This is a genomic window from Sphaerimonospora cavernae (genome assembly GCF_042435035.1).
Lineage (GTDB): Bacteria > Actinomycetota > Actinomycetes > Streptosporangiales > Streptosporangiaceae > Sphaerimonospora > Sphaerimonospora cavernae.
The window spans coordinates 197,320-216,973 of sequence record NZ_JBHMQT010000003.1 but is presented as its reverse complement, the minus strand read 5'-3'; the positions used below and the strand labels follow the sequence as shown (position 1 = coordinate 216,973).

Annotated in this window: 13 protein-coding genes and 1 riboswitch; of the genes, 9 read left to right on the top strand and 4 right to left on the bottom strand. The window is 64.4% G+C overall.

What is annotated here, in order from left to right; genetic code table 11:
• Positions 1 to 17: 17 nt before the first annotated feature.
• Positions 18 to 243: riboswitch (cobalamin riboswitch) on the bottom strand.
• 465 nt (positions 244 to 708) lie between these two features.
• On the top strand, positions 709 to 2,058 hold the full coding sequence (locus tag ACFHYQ_RS01480) for a tyrosine-type recombinase/integrase (RefSeq protein WP_394299212.1): 1,350 nt from the start codon (positions 709 to 711) through the stop codon (positions 2,056 to 2,058).
• A 146-nt stretch (positions 2,059 to 2,204) separates the two neighbouring features.
• Here ACFHYQ_RS01480 and ACFHYQ_RS01475 read toward each other — a convergent pair whose 3' ends face one another.
• The 4 genes from ACFHYQ_RS01475 to ACFHYQ_RS01460 form a co-directional block, all read right to left on the bottom strand.
• Positions 2,205 to 3,641 carry an ApeA N-terminal domain 1-containing protein gene (locus tag ACFHYQ_RS01475; protein WP_394299211.1) on the bottom strand — a complete coding sequence of 479 codons (1,437 nt, stop codon included), beginning with the start codon at positions 3,639 to 3,641 and terminating at the stop codon, positions 2,205 to 2,207.
• Between the two features lie 63 nt (positions 3,642 to 3,704).
• Positions 3,705 to 5,249, bottom strand: coding sequence for a class I SAM-dependent DNA methyltransferase (locus tag ACFHYQ_RS01470; RefSeq protein WP_394299210.1), 1,545 nt, complete (start codon positions 5,247 to 5,249; stop codon positions 3,705 to 3,707).
• Positions 5,246 to 6,715: a restriction endonuclease subunit S gene (locus ACFHYQ_RS01465; RefSeq protein WP_394299209.1), complete on the bottom strand. Its 1,470-nt coding sequence runs from the start codon at positions 6,713 to 6,715 to the stop codon at positions 5,246 to 5,248. Before ACFHYQ_RS01465 ends, ACFHYQ_RS01470 begins: the two co-directional genes overlap by 4 nt.
• Positions 6,712 to 10,149 carry a DEAD/DEAH box helicase family protein gene (locus ACFHYQ_RS01460; protein ID WP_394299208.1) on the bottom strand — a complete coding sequence of 1,146 codons (3,438 nt, stop codon included), beginning with the start codon at positions 10,147 to 10,149 and terminating at the stop codon, positions 6,712 to 6,714. Before ACFHYQ_RS01460 ends, ACFHYQ_RS01465 begins: the two co-directional genes overlap by 4 nt.
• 782 nt (positions 10,150 to 10,931) lie before the next feature.
• Between ACFHYQ_RS01460 and ACFHYQ_RS01455 the strand changes: the two genes are divergently transcribed.
• The 8 genes from ACFHYQ_RS01455 to ACFHYQ_RS01420 all read left to right on the top strand — a co-directional run bounded on the left by ACFHYQ_RS01455 (position 10,932) and on the right by ACFHYQ_RS01420 (position 19,654).
• Positions 10,932 to 13,577 carry a hypothetical protein gene (locus ACFHYQ_RS01455; RefSeq protein ID WP_394299207.1) on the top strand — a complete coding sequence of 882 codons (2,646 nt, stop codon included), beginning with the start codon at positions 10,932 to 10,934 and terminating at the stop codon, positions 13,575 to 13,577.
• 409 nt (positions 13,578 to 13,986) lie between these two features.
• A complete protein-coding gene (locus tag ACFHYQ_RS01450; RefSeq protein ID WP_394299206.1) occupies positions 13,987 to 14,316 on the top strand; it encodes a hypothetical protein in 330 nt (109 codons plus the stop codon).
• Positions 14,295 to 15,092, top strand: coding sequence for a hypothetical protein (locus tag ACFHYQ_RS01445; RefSeq protein WP_394299205.1), 798 nt, complete (start codon positions 14,295 to 14,297; stop codon positions 15,090 to 15,092). Before ACFHYQ_RS01450 ends, ACFHYQ_RS01445 begins: the two co-directional genes overlap by 22 nt.
• The gene (locus ACFHYQ_RS01440; RefSeq protein WP_394299204.1) at positions 15,089 to 15,775 is read left to right on the top strand and encodes an SAF domain-containing protein; all 687 of its coding nucleotides are present in this window, start codon (positions 15,089 to 15,091) and stop codon (positions 15,773 to 15,775) included. The genes ACFHYQ_RS01445 and ACFHYQ_RS01440 overlap by 4 nt, the downstream gene beginning before the upstream one ends.
• Positions 15,776 to 16,555 (top strand): CpaE/TadZ family protein, encoded by a 780-nt coding sequence (locus ACFHYQ_RS01435; protein WP_394299203.1) that lies wholly within the window; start codon positions 15,776 to 15,778, stop codon positions 16,553 to 16,555.
• The gene (locus ACFHYQ_RS01430; RefSeq protein WP_394299202.1) at positions 16,552 to 17,955 is read left to right on the top strand and encodes a TadA family conjugal transfer-associated ATPase; all 1,404 of its coding nucleotides are present in this window, start codon (positions 16,552 to 16,554) and stop codon (positions 17,953 to 17,955) included. Before ACFHYQ_RS01435 ends, ACFHYQ_RS01430 begins: the two co-directional genes overlap by 4 nt.
• Positions 17,952 to 18,818, top strand: coding sequence for a type II secretion system F family protein (locus tag ACFHYQ_RS01425; protein ID WP_394299201.1), 867 nt, complete (start codon positions 17,952 to 17,954; stop codon positions 18,816 to 18,818). The genes ACFHYQ_RS01430 and ACFHYQ_RS01425 overlap by 4 nt, the downstream gene beginning before the upstream one ends.
• Positions 18,815 to 19,654: a type II secretion system F family protein gene (locus ACFHYQ_RS01420; protein WP_394299200.1), complete on the top strand. Its 840-nt coding sequence runs from the start codon at positions 18,815 to 18,817 to the stop codon at positions 19,652 to 19,654. Before ACFHYQ_RS01425 ends, ACFHYQ_RS01420 begins: the two co-directional genes overlap by 4 nt.

Here is a 19,654-nt window from a genome sequence, read left to right as displayed (position 1 = left end):
AGCCGCACACCCACTCATCGGTGCGCGGCACGCTGGCAGGTCTTCGGACTCGTGGGCGGTGCGGCCGGGTTGCCGCGTGTGCCTACTGGTTGTCGCTTCCCAGATCGCTCGTAGGCCGGATCCAGTGCGTGTGACAACGGTCGTTCCCACTCACCGCTGCGGGGCAGTCCCGGACTCGCACCGGGTTCCCTCTTGCCTCGGCCGTCCTGGATGGACGGACGAACCAGCTGCACCAGCCACCATATATAGGGGACTGGGAAAAGTCACACCCAACATGTCGGGGCACAGTGGTCACATGCCCTTTGCGTGCCAGGCAAGAACGGCCTTTCCCAGAGAGAGCCGGGGCGTAGGGCGAGAAGTGGGTGCAGCCCGCGATCAAGAGCACCGAGAAGACTCTCTCGAACTCGTCGGCGCCCGCTGCCGCCGGTGAGCGCGACGGTCAACTCACGGTCAAAAGATCAAGAAGCCGTTCGGATCCGGGCACTGAACTGATGCTTCACGGTGGGGCTACCTGGACTCGAACCAGGGACCTCTTCCTTATCAGGGACCAGGACGCGTGTATTCGCACCCGTGGTGAGGACGCAATCAGTGGGTAAACTTCCAGGTGAGAGGCATGATCGGATGCCCTGGAGTGACCATCCGTCACCGGGGCTGACGCTCAGTCTCACGGTCAAATGACGGTCAAACGATCAAGGAGGTGATCGCCGGTTGGGCTACTCCCGTAAGCGGGTCGGCCGCAACGGCAAGCCGAGGTACACCGCCTACTACTTCGACATCAAGGGGATGGAGAAGTCCGCGGGTACCTTCTCGAACAAGAAGGACGCCGACGCGGCCTGGCAGAAGGCCGAGGCCAGGGTGTCCGAGGGCCGAGTGGGTGATCCGAAGCGAGGGCGCCAGCCGTTCGAGCGCTACGTGCTCGACGTATGGCTGCCGAACCACGAGATGGAGGCGACCACCCGTCAGAAGTACACCTACGCCGTCCACAGACACCTGGTCCCGGAGTTCGGCAACCTCAGGATGATCGACATCCTTCCTGAGCACGTACGCCAGTGGGTGGCCACCATGAAGAGGAACGGCATCTCCCCGGTGACCATCAAGAGCAACATGGTCATCCTCAGCGCCATCTTCACGACCGCACTTCACGACCAGGTGACCTACCTGCACCCCTGCAAGGGTGTGAAGACGCCGCCCGTCGTTCCGAAGCCGCTGACCATCATCACGCCGGAACAGTTCAACACCCTGTACATGGGGCTCCCGGACAGCGACAGCCAGTTGCTGGTGGAGACCGCGATCGAGACCGGCCTGCGCTGGGGCGAGCTGACCGAGCTACGCGTCAAAGACCTCGACGTCCCCTCCCGGATCCTCACCGTCAGCCGCGCAGTCGTCGAGGTCAACCCGAAGTTCCACCCGCAGGGCGAACGGTTCCTGGTGAAGCCGTACCCGAAGGACAAGGAGTTCCGCCGCTTCAAGCTGACGGCCCAGATCGTCATGAAGCTGCAAGCTCACGCCAAGGCCGAGAAGTTGGGCCGCAACGACCTGTTCTTCAGGTGGCATCACGACCCCACGCCGAGGAAGCGCGTGCGTGTGGTCCCCGACCCTGACAAGCTCGGATACACCGAGCCGAACGCCGCCGGCCGGTCCTACAAGCATGGAACCTGCACCGCCTACACCAACGGCAGGTGCCGCTGCGAGCACTGCCGTGCCGCGTACGCCATCTATCGGGCCGAACGACGGGCGCTTGGCAAGGACGACCCGCGGCAGCCCCGGAACCGCGACACTGACGGCCACATCCCTGCCGACTGGTTCCGACGCCAGGTCTGGCAGAAAGCTCTCGCTGAAGCGGAGCTGGAGAGCAGAGTACGGATCCACGACCTCCGCCACGCCCATGCCTCATGGCTGCTATCCGGCGGGGCGGACCTTCAGGTCGTAAAGGAACGACTCGGCCACGCGTCCATCAAGACCACCGAGAAGTACCTGCATACCCTTGACGACGCGGACGAGACAGCACTGGACGCGTTCACCAAGATCCGCAACCGCAGCGGACGCCGATCGTCCTGATACGACATGCGGCTCGCTCCGGTACCGCCACACCGGAGCGAGCCCGGCTCACCATCGGTAATGGATCAACCGAATCGTCTCGCCGCATCCGCCGGATCTCCCCGGCCAGGCATAACCCCGCCGGCTCATCGACGGACTATCTGTTCCTAGCGCCCGCGCGGCAAGCTTTCAAATCCGCGAGTAATGGTTGACGTGCGCCAACCGAATCGAAGCCGCCTTTCCATTACAGTCCTTAGTTCTTCCGAATTAAATCCTAGTTCATATAGAAATAGGGATTCCAGAAGATGCAGGAGAATCGCCTCGCCGACTTGGGCAGCTCTATGATCTGTGGCAAGATCATGTACTTCCGGTAGGCCATGACTTACTTGATTGCGCAGCTTGGCGACTCGGCTTGCCCAATCTTCTGGAAGATCCAGTCCTGTCATGCCAGCTTCAACGCGCTCCGACAGCCTAGCGAGACGATCTTCAAGAGAAGGCTCATAGGACGTGGCGATCAGCTTCTTGATTCGCGCCCGTCGTTTTGCGTTCAAGCATGCAATGCCGCGGAGTGCATTGTCTACATCCTCGGATATTTCTTGATATTCAACGGCGCGCTCGGATTGGGCGTCGGGGTGGAGTAGGCGATCTACTGCCTCGATAATAGTGACGGCGGTAAGGAACCTCGGCACCGGCCACCGATACTGTCTATTAATCAAGGCGATCCACTGATCAATAATATACCTCCAACGAGTAACGACGGAAAAAGCCTGCCCACCAAGCTCTTCCCAACGATAATCGCCAAGCTGAAACAACAGCTGCTCGGCGGTTATTTCACTTGAATCTTCGCGAGACTTCAGGTTTCCGAACCATAAGCGAAGCCAATTGGGGCGCCCTTGCTCGCGCGCAGCAGCTTCCCAGCGATCATCACTGACAAAGAAACTCTCGATTGGCGCGATGGATGTGATCGCTAGCGACATTAATATTTCGAGAGGAAGGGTGTACTCCCTCAAGAAATCCCTGATGTCTACAGAAGAGCTCAGCTTCACTACGAACTTGCACTGAGTCGTTAGAGTCGCATCACCGTTTTGTGGCCAAAGAATCGAATCGTCTGAGATGGTCAGTGTCCCGCCCGGGATCGAGGTAGTTCGCGAAGGCGGTTCGGTATATGTGAGCGACTTTGGGTGGAGCCGCTTCTCTTCGAATTCATATGAAAATGCAGACCAATTCGCCCATTCGCGTTGACCTCGCAGCCTAACTTCGGCATTGGAAACCACGAGGTCCTCGCCATCTAGCAATAGCCCTTCGAGGGCAAACCATGGGCGAAGCGTTATGTCGGCATGAGGAGTAAATCCCGACTTAGCCTTGCCGACCCTGCAATCAATAAGAGTAACTTCTGTGCCGAAGACATTCCCATGCAATATTGGGATGTCTTCGAGTGGTTCGAGCATTAGCGATGCGCGATCAGCGGGCTGAAATGGGTTTCGATGCAGGCGTGCTACTATACGGCCGTCGTCTGTAATTTCGCAGGTTCCGGGAACCTTGTCCGCCTTTGCTCCGGGCATCCACCACTCGGCAGGGGCCACTTCACCTTCTTTGAGGCTCATAGAGCTCCTCCATCACACTCTAAATTAAGCAGCATAAACTTCTTCGAAACGACCCTGCGCACTCTAATTATCTGCGCTTAACTCGTTGATGACAGCTTCGATCTGTGCTAGCGCGGATTGCAAGTCTTGGGCAATCGAGCGTGCGATCTCTTGCGCCGAGAGCTGCGCGGTTGCATTCTCATCGCTAGCCGGTGACCATGTGATGTCGAGATTGACTTTCTCTCGCTCGACTAGCTCCTCGTATGAGAACGGCTTGAAACGCTCGGTCTGTGTCCGCTCGTCTCGCGGCTTCCCGGGCATGTAGCAGTCGACGAAGTCCTGCAGGTGCTCGCGGCGCAGTGGCCGTTGCTTAAGTGTGAAGTTCTCGCCGGTTCGGAAGTCGTACACCCACAGTTTGGACGTCCATGGCGTTTCTGATGGACGCTTGCGGTCGAAGAAGAGGACGTTAGCCTTAACCCCGCCGGCATAAAAGATGCCGGTTGGCAGACGGAGTAGCGTGTGGACGTCGTACTCCTTCAGGAGTCTGCGCCGGATCGTTTCGCCGGCACCCCCCTCAAAGAGCACATTGTCGGGGAGGACGACGGCAGCGCGACCGTCAATCTTCATCAGCTTGGCGATGTGCTGCAAGAAGTTGAGTTGCTTGTTCTTCGTCGTGACCCAGAAGTCGCGGCCGGAGTAGACAGCCTCGTCCTTGACCACCTTCCCGTCCTCGCCCAGGACTGTGATCGCCGATTTTTGGCCGAACGGCGGATTGGCCAGTACGAGTGATGCCCGGACCTTTGGCTCGCTGAGTAGAGCGTCACCGACCTCGATGATCTCCTCGTTGCCGCTCGGAACCACCCCGTGGGTGAGCATGTTCATGGCCGCGAGGCGCGCCGTGCCCCGCACCAACTCCACTCCGTGGAACGCCTGGCCATGGATGATCCGGTTGCGTTGGTCGGGGTTGAGCGACTCCATCGGATATTCACGGCGCAGGTACTCGTTGGCCAGCAGCAGGAAGCCGCCAGTGCCACAGGCCGGATCGACGATGGTGTCCTCCGGCGTGGGCTGCACACAATCGATCATGGCGCGGATCAGCGGACGCGGCGTGAAGTACTGCCCCGCGCCCGACTTGACGTCACTCGCGCTGCGCGACAGTAGCTCTTCGTAGGCGTCACCCTTGACGTCCACGCCTTCCTTGGACCACTGAGTCTTGCCGATCAGGTCCTTGATGAGCCGCTCCAGTAGCCCGGTCGCCTGGATCTTATTCTGGGCGCCGAGGAAGATGAGCTTGAACGTGCCAGGGCGCTTGCCGAGGTCCTCCAGCACGTGCTCGTAGTACTTCTTGAGCTCCTCACCCTTCTTGCTCGCGAGAGTGTCCCAATCGATGCCGACAGGCAGGACCCGATTCGGCTTGCCCTTGCGCGCAAGCTTCTTCTCCTGCTCGTCCATCATCTTCAGGAACAGCAGGTACGTGAGCTGCTCGACGTAGTCGATCGCAGGCACGCCCGCGTCCCGGAGCACGTCGCAGTAGCTCCACAGCTTGTCCACAAGCGAACGTGTGAGCGCTGCCGTCTCGCGCGACTCGGTGTCCGGCATCTCCGCCGGCTCTTCGGTGAGCGTAGTCACGCGGTCAACCCCTCTTGCTGGAACAAGTCTTCCTGTTTACCTGTATGGCTGGCGCCCACCGTAGTCGACGGCACCGACAGGGGCTCGGCGCCTGTAAAGCCGTCTCCTCCGGCATCCTTCTGTGCCAGATCACCCGCCCCCCTACGGCTTGCGCGAGCCGTACGGCGTGGCCGTTTGGCTCGGAGAGCTTCACGTTGAGTCTGGATTCGCTTCAACAGCTCCGCCACGGGCTCTTCGGTCGGGTCCCGATGCACCAGTCGGCCGCTGAACGCGTCGGCGAGCAGTCTGCTCCGAAGCGCTTTAGCGCGTTCCTCTACACGTCGGATTTGCGAGGCAAGGAGACCAACATCAGCGAGCTTCCTTGCGACTTGCTTCACGATCTCGCGCTGCTCTTCGAGTGGTGGTACAGGGAACTCCACGGACTTGAATCGACTGGCTGACAGGTGGGCGATGTTGGTCGTGATCCGGGTCTCCTGCATGAAGCGACCCGCGTGCATGTGGCGCCGGAAGACGAGCAGCGCCCATTCCGGATCGACTTCGGGCCCTGCTCGGAACCGTAGAAGACTGTTGGTAAAGGCGACATCCTTAGGCTCGCCTCGGTACATCGCGGGACGGCCCAGATATTCAGGGCTCTGCCCCTCGTTAAGGAGGATGTCTCCTTCGGTAAGCCGGAAACGATCGAAGATGTCTGGGGGGAAGTCCATCTCCATCAGGTCCGACGTGTCGATGCGGTCTTCGAAGACGTTGGCGACCCGCAAGTAGGGGCGCATGTTGGGGCCCGAGTGCCAGTCAGGATGACGTTGACGCCCGAGATCTACCTCGCCGGCTTCACCAACAGTGATCCATTTCCAATCTAGATCTCCCGCAACGGAAACCGCATCGATAATGATCTTTTTGGCGAGCTCTCTGATCTTCTTCTGGCTGGATTTGATGGCCTGGGCCAAGACATCGAGGCGTGAGAAGTGATCTTTTAAGTTGGCAACTATTCGCTGCTGCTCGGCTAACGGTGGAAGCGGAACAGGAAGACGCCGCAGTCGCTCTTGAGGGAGGTGCTTGATCGTAGTGCCTGTCGCAAAGTCAAGCAGTACCCCCTCGTCGCTCAGCCATTCTAGAAGAAACCTCAGATAATCAGGAGAGATTCCACCGAGGGGTCGAACCTGGTGTAGCGCCTTTTGGAAGAACATCTCTGTGCCATCATCAGTCCAGATCGCGCAGCGTCCGATCTCCCCACCCTCGCAGACAAGGAGATCACCTGATCTCAACCGGAATATCTCCTCCTCTTCTGGAGGGATGTCCATCATGAGGACATTGTCGAGATCGATATTGCCCCATTGGACGTTCAAGTTGCGCAGGTATGGCTTGAGATGCTTGCCGGTACCCTTTTTTCGATCAAGCATCTTGCCCAGGGTGGTGTCGGCAATATCGCCGAGAGTTGCATGTGCCCAGCCAGGGGGAAGGTTGGTCATGCAGTGAGTTCCCTTGTCAGCTCGCCGAGGATGGTCGCAGCGCGGGCGCCGAAGGCATCGTAGAAGCCATCCTCGCCTCCGCGCAGGTCGAACGGTGCGTATTCGAGGACGTCATCGGCGATCTCGGCGCTGTTCACGACGATCTCGCACAGCCGGTCCAGGAACCAGCGCTGGATTGGGGAGAAGGGGCCTTCTGCGGCCTCGTGCCTGGCGAGCCAGGTGGCGTACCGCTCCTCGACGATACTCCGGAACGGGCGCAACTCGGAGTCGAGTTGCAGTTCGTACCGGAGGATGGAGACAAGATCGGTGGGCTTGGCCTCGTGCTTCGGCGCCGTGACACGCACGCCGGATTCCTCGTAGCACTGCCATAGGTGGACGATGTTTCCAACGAGCGGGATCCGCTCAACTCGACGCGCCAGCTCGCTCACTTCGGCCCAGGAGATCCGCGCCGTGCCGCTCCCCTGTAGCGCCTGCATCAGTGCGATGGAGTCGCGATGCTGGTGAAGGTGGGTACGGAAAGACTCCACCGCCAGGTGCGCGATCTGCTCGCGAGGTACCTCCTCCGCGTGCGTGGTCTCGTCGCGGCTGAGGTCGTCGATCAGTTGGTCGTGCTGGTGACGGATATCGATGATCCGGTCGCGAAGCTCAGGATTCTCTGCCAGTGGCCGGGCGGCATCCCGAAGTCGCTCGGCCACCGCTTCCTCTCCACCCTGATCTGCGGCCTGGGTCAGCCCCTGGGTGTCCACAGCGGCGGCGAGACGCCGTACGAGGTCCCGCAGGCTCGTGCCCTGGCCGACGTGGGCGAGCTCGTCTCGCTCGGCATCGGTGATCTGGCGGTCGAGGGCGTCCAGTCGAGAGGCCAGCGTCGCGGTCTGGTCCTCGTCCAGGGAGAGCTTGGCCGCCCGTGAGAGCAACTGCCGGAGGCTGAGCCGGTTCTGTGGGTCGCGGTTGAGCGGGGTGGCCTGGCACAGGGGGTGGTCGGTGACCCCGACCGCATCTACGATGACGAAGCGATCCTTGGCCCGGACACCTTTATCAGGGGTGACGGCCTGGAAGTCGTCGGCATCGATGGTGCGGCAGCCGCGGCCCTTCATCTGCTCGAAGTAGACGGCGCTCTTCACGCTGCGCATGAAGAACACGCACTCCAGGGGCTTGACGTCGGTCCCAGTGGCGATCATGTCGACGGTCACCGCGATCCGCAGCTCCGGACTGGTCCGTAAGCGCTGCAGCAGGTCCTTCGGATTGTCACCGGCCAGCTTCGACTTGTAGGTGATCTTCGCACAGAAGTCGTTGCCCTTGCCGAACACGTCGCGCACGATCTGCACGATGTCGTCGGCATGGGAGTCGTCCTGGGCGAAGATGAGCGTCTTGGGGACCGACTCGGTGTAGTTCGGGAACATCTGGGCCAGGACCCGGTCCCGGTAGGTCTCGATCACTGTACGGATCTGGTCCTTGGCGACCACCGAACGGCCGATTTCCTGGGCCGTGTAGGTGTAGTCCTCCTCCAGTTCCTCGTACCACTGCATGCGAGTGCGGCGGTCGCGCTTGGGAACGACGGTCCGGCTGCCATCCTCGTCGAGCGCGGGGATCGTCGAGCCGCTCTCTCCGATCTTCGTCTTGATCCGGAACACCGCGAAGTCGACATTGACACGGTCGGCGACCGACTGCTCGTAGGTGTACTCGCTGACCGGTTCACCGAAGAAGGCGAGAGACTGCGCGGTGGGGGTAGCGGTCAGGCCGACGATGGGAGCGTCGAAGTACTGGAGAACCGCCCGCCACCGGCCGAAGATCGACCGGTGGCATTCGTCGACGACGATCAGATCGAAGGTCTCGGGCGGCAGGTCCTTGTTGTAGACGGCGTCCATCGGGCGCGGTGGCTCGAAGTCGTCCACATCGTGATCGTCGGCATCCCCGGCCGGCAGCGGCTGGCCGGTCAGCGCGCGGTAGAGCCGCTGAATCGTGGTCACCACCACGCTGGCCGATGACAGCACGGTGCCGCCCGACAGCCGCTGGACGTTGTAGTCCTCACCGAGGGTCTGTCCGCTGGCGGTGACGTAGCGGGCGAACTCGGCAGCCGCTTGGTCGCCCAGGTTGTTCCGGTCCACCAGGAACAGGACCCGCTTGGCTTCGCCGTACTTGAAGAGCCGGTAGGCGAGTGTGACCGCGGTGAAGGTCTTCCCCGCGCCGGTTGCCATCTGGACCTGGGCCCGCTGGCGGTTCTGCTTGAGGTGACGTTCGATCCCCTTGATCGCGTCGGTCTGAGCAGGGCGTAGGCCATCGGTGTCAAGGTCGGGCATGGCGCGGAGCCGGGCCCGGAAAGTGGGGGCTTCGGGCTTCTCCTCGGCCTCGGTCATCCACCGCGCAATGGTCTCGGGGCGGTGGAAGGAGAACACCTCCCGCGACCGTGCCTCTGGATCGAGAGTGCACGTGAAGCGCGTCTCGATGCCGGTGCTCTCGTAGCGGAACGGCAACGGCTCATCTCGCCGCCAGACCGCCATCCGGTAATCGCCGGGAATAGCGGCAGCGTAGTCGCCGGACTGCCACTCGACACCGGTCAGCGGCGTTCCTTCGCGCTTGGCTTCGATGACGCCCACGATCTTGTGATCGACGTACAGAACGTAGTCGGCACGCTTACGACCGATGGGGAACTCCCGGACAGCCACACCGCGTCCAGCACCAAGGTCGAGAGACGCCAGGTCCTGTACGACCCAGCCAGCCTCAGTGAGCATCTGGTCGATGTTGCGCCGGGTCTGGGCCTCGGTGAGCGGCGCACCCTGGCGAGCCCGTTGCGCGATGGCCTCTCGTGTCGTCGGGCGAACCCTCACCGGCGTGGCGGTCTTGCGCTCGAACTCCGACTTGAGGGTGCCGAGCTGCGCTTCCAGAGCTTGGACCTGGGCCGCGACTGCATCCCGCTCGGCCCGGGCGCGGGCGAGTTCCTCCTCGGCCGCTCGCTTGGCTACCGCCTCGGCCTGTTCCCGGGTTCGGGTGCCGTCCAGCACAAGCTTGGCCTCGACCAGGTCGGTCTTGAGGCGTTCCAGCTCTGCCAGGAGGTCAGCGTTGGTGATGGACGTCGGAGGCGTGGGGGGCACGAAGGCGGCGAGCTCTCGCTGCCCTGTGATTGCTCGATGCAGCAGCAGACCGAGCTGGAAGCAGCGTTCGAGACACCGCAGGGCTGTGGGTACGTGAGCGGCGTGAGCATGCACGGCCGCGTTGCCCGACCGTCGGATCTCATGGAAGGCGTTCGCCACGTTGGGCGTGATGACATCAGCGCGGCTCAGGGCGTTGATGCGATCCACCAAGTCGTGGCCGGCCACCGGGATCCCCGTGGCCCGGACCATGACGGCTGTGAGCACTTCGATGAACTGGCGGCACTTGACGAGAGCGCCGTTGGGATCGGTGAAGACGATTGCTTCCGCGCCCGCTCCATAGACCACCAGGAGCGGTTCGTGTTGAAGCAGGAAGCCGAAGTTCGCTGAGTGGTCTGCAAGACCGCGGACGCGTGGATCGTCTCCCACCCTCGGTCCTTCCGTCCCTTACCTCGATCGCCACTGATCAGTCTGCACGATGACGTGGGCGACTTTCGTGACATACGGGTCATCTCAGGCCGTCCGCTTCGGGCACAATCTGATCACGAATTCCCTGCGAAGCCCAACCCCGGTCGGGCATGCCAAAACCTCGATGCGATCGGCGTTACGTCCTTCGATGGGGAAACGTTCTACTCGGGAACACGCGGCCAGAACGCCACCGCAACAGAGAGTGCAGCGGACCTCGAGGGAACCGAAGAGCCCGGTACGGCAGAGAACCTGCTGGCGGACGAACGTGCGAGATCGCCGGCATCTGCATCGGATGCAAGCGGATGGCCAGACTGATGCGCGCTGCGGGCCTGTCCGGGGTGAGCAGGCGCACCGGCTGCCGCACCACGGTCTTTGATCGGCTGTAGCGGACGACGGGACCCAAGCAGCTGTCGTCCTCTTCGGCCGATGATCGGATCTTCCTTCTAAGCGCGCCGGGCATACGGCCTGTGGCAACCGACGCCCTGACGGGCCATCCATTAGGCCGACGAGAACCAGCGCGGCCGTCGAGACGGCAGACTGGGTGGGTGAGCGATGTTCCCGCGCGCCGACGGCCGATTAATCATCCCAAACCTGCGCTCAGGACGGTCCGTGAGCTGTACGGGAGTGCTCTTTGGTGCGGCTTCGACGGGTGCCGTGAGCCGTTGTACCGGCCAAGTGAACAGGCGGGCTGCCGCATCCTGAACAGCGAGATCGCGCACGTTCACGCGCGCAGCGAGGGCGGCCCGCGGTGGGATCCGCACATGTCGGCCAAGGAGAACGCGAGCGTCGACAACCTGATCGTAATGTGTCAGGCACACGCCAAGGAGATCGACGACGCCCCCGAGTCTTACCCGGCCGACCTGCTACGGGAATGGAAACGCCGCCAGGTGCAGCAGTGCGATGCGGCGGCTGCGGCCCCGGCCGCATTGAACGATGCCGAGGCTGCGGAGGTCATCAATGTGTCGTTCGGTCTCGACCAGATGGTTGAGGCGGTCGCCACCGTGGTGCCGTTCTCGGCCCGGTCCCGGACGCGAGGCGACGCACTGGAGCTCGCTGCTCGCCAGTCCCTTGCGCGGCGTCGGATTCGGCTGGCGCCTGTGCCTGAGCTCCGGAAGGACGCGCTGCTCGGGTGGATGGCCGAGCACCCGCCGCCGGCGGTGGTCGTCCCGGAGGGCCAGGTGCGGGTGCTCGTCGCGCCTATGGGGGCAGGGAAGAGCGAGCAGGCGTCCCGCTGGTGGGACGAGGGCCTTGAGGTCGCCGCCGATGACGAACAGGTGGAGATCCCGGTGTGGCTGGAAGCCCGCACCCTCGGCTCCAGCCTAGAATCGGTGGTCACCAACGCGATCGGCGGGGATCCGTGGCGGCCGTGCCGGGTGGTCCTTGATGACCTGACCTGGCTGCCGCCCGCAACCGCGACCCGCCTGTTGGATGAGGCGCGGCAACTCGTCGTGGTTTGGCCGCGGATGCGGATCCTGGCTACCTGTCGGCCCGGCCTGCAAATCGACCAGAGCGAGCGCGTCGACGTCGCCCCCTGGCCGACCGATCACGGAGCGGAGCTGATTCGGCAGATCCTCCAAGACGAGGTTCCTCCTGGATTGTGGACGCGGGAGGTTGATGATCTGCTGACCAGTCCGCTGCTCACGCTCGCCCTGGCGGCCCGCCTGGCCAGCGGTCGCTCAGCGAGGGTGTCGCCGACCCGGTTGCTGTCGGAGATGGCCGCGACCATCATCGACCGGGAACGGCCACAGATCAGTGCGGAGACTTGGAACCTGTTCGCGTTGCTGGCCGCTCGTGTTATCGCCACACAGGCCGGGATCCCGGTCAGTGCTCTGGGCGTCGCCACGCCTCAAATCTGGCCGCTCACCGATAGCGGCCTGGTCGTGGCCGATGACAATGGCCTGCGGTTCGCGCTGCCGGTCTTCGAACAGCATTTCGGTGCCGAAGCCCTGCGTAAAGGCATCGTCGCGGTGGAGGAGGCGGCGTCCGCAGCGTCCTTCCCGCTGTGGAGGTACGCGATCGCTTACACCGTCACGACCAGCGATCGGCAGGCCGCCGACGCCTGGATGCTCAAGCTGGCGCGCATCAACCCCGCCGCCGCGTCCTGGGTCCTCGACGAGACCGTCCGCACCGCCAGTCCGGCGCGGGCGTGGGACGCCGCCTCAACAACCTGGGTGCCCGCCCCCGGGCGGCAGGACGAGACGGATCCGGCAGTGCGTGTCGGCCGGTGGCTGCGTGACGCTCTCGAAGCCTTTCTGGACGGGTTTGGTGCTTGTCGTCCCCAACTCGCTCGCCACCATGACGGCCAATTGGTCCAGTGGGGGGCGCGGCTTATTGGTGACGGCATGATCCTCACCGAGGCGCGCAACACGGTCACGCCCGACCTCGTTCCCGTAGCCCTCGAACCGTATGAGAGCGCGCGAGCCGACGGCTGGTACAGGTCGACACAGTTCGAGGTCCCGGCGGGGGATCTCGGCCGTTGGCAGTGGGCCCGCGACCGCATCCGACACCCGCTCGCTCCCCTGTTGCGTCAGCGGCGCCTGCCCCTCCCCGATGGCTCCCCGCTGGAGGCCGAGCGCCTATGGCTCCTCGCCCAGCACATAATGCGGCTCCAGCATCACCGCCGCCCGCCCACCGTCATTTCCGCCGCCGACCTCCGGAACGCCACGGACAAGATGATGGAACGGGTGAACCTCTCCGTCCGCTCCACGTGGATGAGCGGAAGCGTTCGCTTGGACTCCGATGACATCCGTTGGATCCACGCCCGCCTCGACACCATCACCACCGACCACTTGGAATCCCCGCGACCTCTGCCGGATCGGGCGGGCTTTGGTAAGTGGCGGTGGCGCGAGTACTCACCCGAACTGACCCTCACCATCCTCACCGACGTGTTCCGCGATGCCCTCGTCGGCTACCGTGACCTTGTCGACGCCAACTTCCCGCAGTTCGGTGCAGCACTCGGCCGGTACAGCACCCTCCCCCTCCGTGTCGAAGGCCACGTCATCATGGAGGACGAGGGCGGGCCCGGCGACCACGACTCGCTCTACTACACACTCAAGCCCGACCCTGGCGCTTCGACCGCGACACCCCGCGTCGACCTCACCCTCGCCTCCGCACCCCAGTCGTTGCGCGATGAAGCCTCTGCCGCCCTGTTCCGGCACCGCCGCGCGGCGTTCTACCAGCCCACCGACCAGCTAGCCTCGCTTCCGACCGGATTGGACCAGCCCGCCACCGCCATCGCATACCGGTGGCTCATCGACGACCTAACCAACGTTGGATGGTGGACCGGTCCTATACCCGCCTACGGCTGAACTCCCCACAGCAGTTGGGGTAGGTGCCGTAGGCAACCTGGCGCTCCATATTCTTCGTTGGCCCTGCATCAGGTCGCACCCACAGAACCTTGATATCTCCTTTGCCGCATGCTTAAGCTACTGTACGCAATCATTTAATTGCGAAGAGTAAAGGCGCGAGTTCATGGTGATGCGCTCGCCGGGCAGCCGGCTATGGGGAGGCGCTGCCTGTCTGGCGGTGGCTCTCGCCGTCGCAGCCTGCCAGGCAGGGGATGGCTCCGTCCTGCCGCCTCGCCCCGCTTCAGGGACTCCAACTCCGGTTGTTGTCCAGCCGTCAGCCGTCAGGCCTCACGACGCCGTTGTAAATACCTACGTTGAGTACTGGAAGGTTCTTTCCGCCGCTGGCAGATCTTCTCCGGAAGAGGCCCGCGTGTTGCTCAAGCCGTATGTCCAGGGCACCTATCTTGATCATCTCGTTGGCGGCATTCGCCAGATGACCGAACAGGGCCAGGAGCCGTACGGCGAGGTAGTCCCACGGGTGAAGGAGGTGCGTATCGGTGAAAAGCGTGCGGAGGTCACCGACTGCCAGGACACGTCCGGGGCGGGGATGGCCGATCGGCGCACTCATCAGCTCATCCCCGGTACGACCAAGCAGGCGACGGCGAACGTCACGGCCGCGCTGGAGCAGTCGTCAGATGGGCGGTGGCGTCTCACGGGTCTGAGCATCGGGGAGGCGGCATGCACGCCGCCCTCACGCTGAGCCCGCTGCTCGTGGCCTTCGTCGTCGGAGGCCACACGCCTTCCGACGACGACCACGGCGCCCACCCGTGGGGAGACAGCTGGGTTGTCTATAGCCGCTATCAGCAAGAGCGGCCCAGTCAGCCTTCGGACGACAACAGCAGCAGTGATGGAAGCCTGACCAACTGCCATACGATCGGCGGCGCGAACGGGATCAGCTATCTCCAGTGCGACAAGGGGCCCGACGGTCAGCGGAACGTTTTCCAGGGAGTCACTCCTGCGGATCCGGCCACCCCTGCCGTAACCCCTGAGATGCTGCTCCAGGAGGCGCTCCGGCAACTCAAGCCCCCTGCCCCGCGGGTTGCCACCGCCCCGCCGCTTGGCAAGGACGGCCTGGTCGGTCTCCCGCACTTCTTCTGGCTGGAAAGAGACCAGTGGCACCCGATCAGCAAGAGGGTCACCGCCGGGCCGGTCTGGGCCGAGGCCGTCGCGACCCCGACGAAACTGGTCGTCCGTCCAGGCGCCGGCCAAGCCACGCTCGCCTGTGAAGGTCCGGGGACCCCGTACGACCCGTCGAAGCCTGCAAGCGGACAGAAGAGCGACTGCTCATACCTGTTCACCCGCTCCAGCGCGGGTATGCGCGGCTCGCACTACCGGGTGAGCGTCACCGTCGTCTGGACGGCCACCTGGACCGGGTCCGGCGGCGCGGGCGGAACGCTCACCCCCAGAACGACCTCCATGACCTTCCCGCTGAGGATCGCCGAAGGCCAGGCGTTGATCAAGAGGAGTCATCGATGATCCGCAAGTCCGTGCCTGCCCCTCCTCAGCGCGCCGGCGACGGCGTGGTTCCGCCGGCCCAGCTGCCGAATCTTCCGGCACAACCGAGACAGCGTCGCCGAGGTTGGTTGCTCCTTGGCGTGCTCGTCGTCGCCGGCGGCGGAGTGCTCGGCTACCACACGGTCAACGGCCTCACTGATCGCGTACCGGTCCTCGTGGTCACCCGCGATGTGCCACTCGGCCAGGAACTGACGGCGCACGACGTCACCACAACGTTGGTGGGCGTCGACGACCTCGTCGCGACTGTCCCCGCTCGCGAGCTTCGGCGCGTGATCGGGATGCGAGCAGCCGTCGACCTCGTGGGGGGCATGCTCGTGCAGCCCAAGCTGCTCACCGACCGCCTCACCCCGCTGGGCGGTCAGCAGCTTGTCCCCGTGGCGGTGAAGCCGAGCCGGTTGCCGGCCCGTGGACTACGCCCGGGAGACTCGGTTCTCGTCGTCGCCGCTCCGGACGGCCAGGCCGTACCGACGACCAAAGCGGCTGCCACACCGCGGATCGAAGCCGTCGTCGATCAGGTGAAAGGGCCAGACACCGACGGCTTGATGGTGGTCGATCTCATCGTCAACGGCACGGAGGGCGCCGACCTCGCGGCCCGGGCCGCCGAGGGTCCGGTCGCCATGGTTCTCAACCCGAGGAGGACCTGAATGGCGATCTACACGCTGATGAGCCCGGGCGGCTCGCCGGGCATCACCACCACCGCTCTGGCCATCACCTACGCCTGGGGAGGCCGAACTCTCCTCGCGGAGTGTGACCCGAAGGGCGGCAGCGTCATTCAGGGGTTCCTCACGGGCCAAATCGAAGGCATGCCGGGCAACCTGCTGGATTTCGCGCTGGCGATCGCCCACGATCCTGACCCCGGAGTGCTGTGGAAGTACGTCGTCTCGCTTGACCAGGACGTTCTGGCGTGGCTTCTGCTGCCTGGCATCAGGGATCCACGTCACTCGGTCCAACTGGAGGCCGCATGGGACGCGATCGCGAGTGTGCTCAAGACAGCGACCAACGGCGTCGTCGACGTGGTGCTCGATGTGGGCCGGATCGGCGGTCCCGACGCCCCGATGCGGCTGATCGCAGCCTCGGACCTGGCCCTGATGTTGATACGTCCTTCTCTGCGCCAGGTTGCGGACGCTCGGCCCCGACTCGACGCGCTCGGCCGTCACGTGGGCGCCGAAGTTCCGGTCGCGATCTGTCTCATCGGTGAGGGGGACTACACCGCCAAGCAGATCAGCGAGGCACTGTACGGCTTGCCCGTCATCGGGGCGATCCCGTGGGATCCGAAGTCGGCCGCGGTTCTGTCCGATGGCAAGCGGGCCGGGCCCTCCTTCAACCGAGCACCGCTGATACGCGGAGCCACTGACCTTGCACTGACGATGCGCAGCCATCTCGGCAAGCTGCAGGAGGCTGGCGACGAGGCGGTGTCGCGATGAGCGCATGGCCACCGAGCGGCGCCTGGCCTCCCCGCCCTACCAATGACTCGGGCGATCCCGTGTTGCTCCCTCGTACGGCAGGTCCCGTCGACGAGCTCGACGACAAAGCGTTTCGGAAAGCGGTGGTCGACGTCACCGCGTCAATCGCCGACGATCTGAAGGACACGGAGGATCGGGATGCGGCACGGCAGGTGATCCAGGCTCGGGTGCATCAGTGGACCCACGATCGGCTGTCCGAGGGCGACGCCGTAAGCTTCGCGACCCAACGCCGGCTCGTGCAGGCTGTCCTGGACGAACGATTCGAACTCGGCGTGCTCACGACGTACGTCAGAGACAGCCGGGTCGAAAGCATCGACATCAACGGCTGCGACGAGGTCTGGGTCACCTACAGCGACGGCACATGTGAGCGTGGGCCGGCCGTGGCCAGCACCGACGACGAGCTGATCAAGATGATCCAGATGTGGGCGCTGCACAAGAGCTACAACCCCCGCGAATTCTCCGCCGCCAATCCCTTGCTCAACACCGCGCTGAAACCGGGGGACGGAGACGACGGCGTGGGCGTACGGCTCAGCGCCACCATGACCGTCACTCCCCGGCCGTGTGCGAGCATCCGCTGCCACCGCCTGGTCGACGTCACCCTCGACGACCTGTTCAAGCTCGGCACGATCAACCGTAGCCTGCGTGCCTTCCTGCGCGCCGCCGTGCTGGCACGGCTGAACATCGTGATCACGGGCGGCACGGCCGCCGGCAAAACGACCATGCTGCGGGCCCTCGCCTCCGTCATCGATCCGGCCGAGCGCCTCGCCACCCTCGAGTCCGACTACGAACTGTTCCTGGACAAGCTCAAGCATCGCCACCAGAACGTGATCGCCTTCCAGGCCCGCCAGGCCAACTCCGAAGGCGCCGGGGCGGTCACCCTCAACGACCTGATCCCGCACTCCCTGCGCAAGAACATCAAGCGGATCTTCATCGGCGAGGTGCGCTCTGACGAGATCATCCCGATGTTCGAGGCGATGAATACGGGTCATCCCGGTTCCATGTGCACGATCCACGCCGACGGCACCGAGGAGATCTTCAACCGGATCGTCATGCTGTGGACCCGTGGCGTGGGTGCCCAGACCCCACCCGCCGTCATCCATTTGAACACTGGGGAGACCATCGACCTGGTCGTACACCTGCGCATGGATCCGTCGACGAACAGCCGCTTCGTCTCCGAGGTCCTTGAGGTCATGCCGCCGGCCGACAGCGAGACGCCCAGTCGCAACCACGTTTTCAGCCCCACCGGGCCAGGAGGTCGCGCCATCCCGAACGTCACGCCCCAGTGCCTGCCCAGGTTGAAAGCCGCAGGGTTCGACCCTGCGCTCCTCGACCCCTATGCCGCGATATGGGAGGTCCGGTGAACACGCCTGCCCTGCTCATCGGACTGAGTGTCTCGGCCGTGCAGGCCGGAGCCGTCTGCATCGCCATCGGTGTCGGCGGCCGGGGAGCGAGTGATCCAGTACGCCCGCCTGCCCGGTGGTTGACCGTGCGCATGTTCCTGATCTCACGGCAGCGGCTCATCCTGGGCTCCATCGCCGCTGCGGTCGCCGTCCTCGGAGTGACCGGGTGGCCCGTCGCCGCATGTGCCACAGCGGCTGCCGTACTCGCCCTGCCGCGCGTGCTGACCGGACGCATCGCCGCGCAGCAGATCCGCAAGCTTGAGGCACTGGAGCTGTGGACTCGTCGTCTCGCCGATCTGCTCGTGGCTGGACGGGCACTGGAGCAGGCCTTGGAGCAGAGTGCCGCCCGCAACGTCCCGCCCGCGATCGCAGGCCCGGTGTCGTCGCTCGTGCGTCGGCTCCGCGTGGCCCGCATGCCCACGGAGGAGGCACTCCGGCTTTTCGCAGACGAACTGGACGATCCCGTCGGGGACCGAATCGCCGCCGCCCTCATCCTGGTGGCACGGAGACGGGGCAAGGGAGCCAGCGCCGTACTGCACCAGCTGGCCGAGTTGGTCGCCAGGGATGTGGCCGATCGCCGGGAGGTAGAAGCCGCTCGGGCCGAGCACCGAACGACCGTGCGTTGGATCATCGGCATCGTCGTCGCCTTCACCGCGGTAGCGGTCATCCAGGGGTCCTACGCCGCCCCCTTCGGGACGCCGGTCGGGCAGGCCGTGCTGGCGGCCGTGGCCACCTTCTACGGGGCGGCGCTGTGCTGGTTGCACCGCCTCGGCCGCGTCGCTGTCGGCCACCGTTTTCTCGCAGATCACGGGAGTGGGCGATGAATCTTCCGGCTGTGACGGCAGGAGCGCTGGTCGGCCTCGGGCTGATCATTGTCGCGGCAGAGCTCTTCCCTGCTCCTCCGCGCCTGGACGCCGCTCTCGCACGACTCGACGGAGTTCGCCGTCCTGGGCTCAGCCGTCGGCTCACCGCGCGCATGGCGCGTTTTCCCGTACCGTGCGACGACCTCGCGCTCCTCGGGATCAGCGTTGAGCGCTTCACCGTTCAGCGCGTCGCTTTTCTGCTGTTCGGACTGCTCCTGCCGCTCCCGCTGAGCCTGCTGTGCGCGGTGGCCGGCCTTCCCCTGCCCTGGGCGGTGCCAACCGGGGCAGGCGTGCTGTTCGGAGTGTTGTTCGCTCTGCTGCCCGACTACGCCGCTCGCAGGCAGGCGCGTGAACGCCGCCAGGAGTTCCGCACCGCCCTGGCCACCTATCTCGACATGGTCGCGCTGGAGCGGGCCGCCGGGGCGGGCCCTACCCAGGCGCTCCAGACGCCGGCAGAGGTGTGCACGGGCTGGGTGTTCGGCCGGATCGCCCAGGTCCTGGAGCACGCCAGGCGCGCGGGCGAGCAACCCTGGCGGGGCCTCGCCGTACTGGGGGAGCAGGTGGGCATCCCGGACCTCTCCGAGCTTGCGGACATCGCCGAGGACGCCGGTACCGAGGGGGTCCAGGTGCTGTCCACGCTGCTGGCCAAGGCCCAGTCCATGCGCACCACCGCACTGACCGATGCCAGGGCGCGGGCCAACAGCCGCACCGGCGAGATGCCCATCGCCATCGGCATCTCGGTGTTCGGATTCCTGGTGCTCGTCTGCTTTCCTGCCGTCTACCGGATCATGAGCTGA